This window comes from Cobetia sp. 3AK (assembly GCF_029846335.1).
Classification (GTDB): domain Bacteria; phylum Pseudomonadota; class Gammaproteobacteria; order Pseudomonadales; family Halomonadaceae; genus Cobetia; species Cobetia marina.
Genome location: NZ_JARWKR010000031.1, coordinates 1 through 349, shown reverse-complemented (window position 1 = coordinate 349; position 349 = coordinate 1). Strand labels below are relative to the sequence as shown.

Annotated in this window: 1 protein-coding gene; it reads left to right on the top strand. The window is 69.3% G+C overall.

The genetic code is table 11. The features are described 5' to 3' along the window. Positions 1 to 308, top strand: a 308-nt coding sequence (mnhG, locus tag QD228_RS17015; RefSeq protein ID WP_279876133.1) for a monovalent cation/H(+) antiporter subunit G, incomplete at its 5' end; no start/stop codon positions are given. Between the last annotated feature and the right edge of the window lie 41 nt (positions 309 to 349).

The following is a 349-nucleotide window of genomic DNA, read 5'->3' as shown; positions in this document are numbered from 1 at the left end:
AGAGAGGTCTCGTGGGCTCGCTCGGCCTGCTGCGGCTCAGGACCTTCTACGAGCGGGTCCATGCGCCGACGCTCGGCAGCACGCTGGGTATGGCGCTGATCGTAGCCGCCTCCATCGTCTGCTTCTCGGTCCTGCGCGGCCGGCTTTCGGTCCACGAGATCGTCATCGCGCTGTTCCTGACCTCCACGGCCCCGGTCGCGTTCATGCTGCTCGCCCGTTCGGCCTTGTACCGGGACCGGGCGGGGGGACGTTTGAGCCTCCCGTGGGATCAGGAGGACGAGGGCGGCGAGGTGCCGGGAAAGGACTAGCCTGCGGGCCGCTGGCGTCGGAAAACCGACGCCAGCCGCTG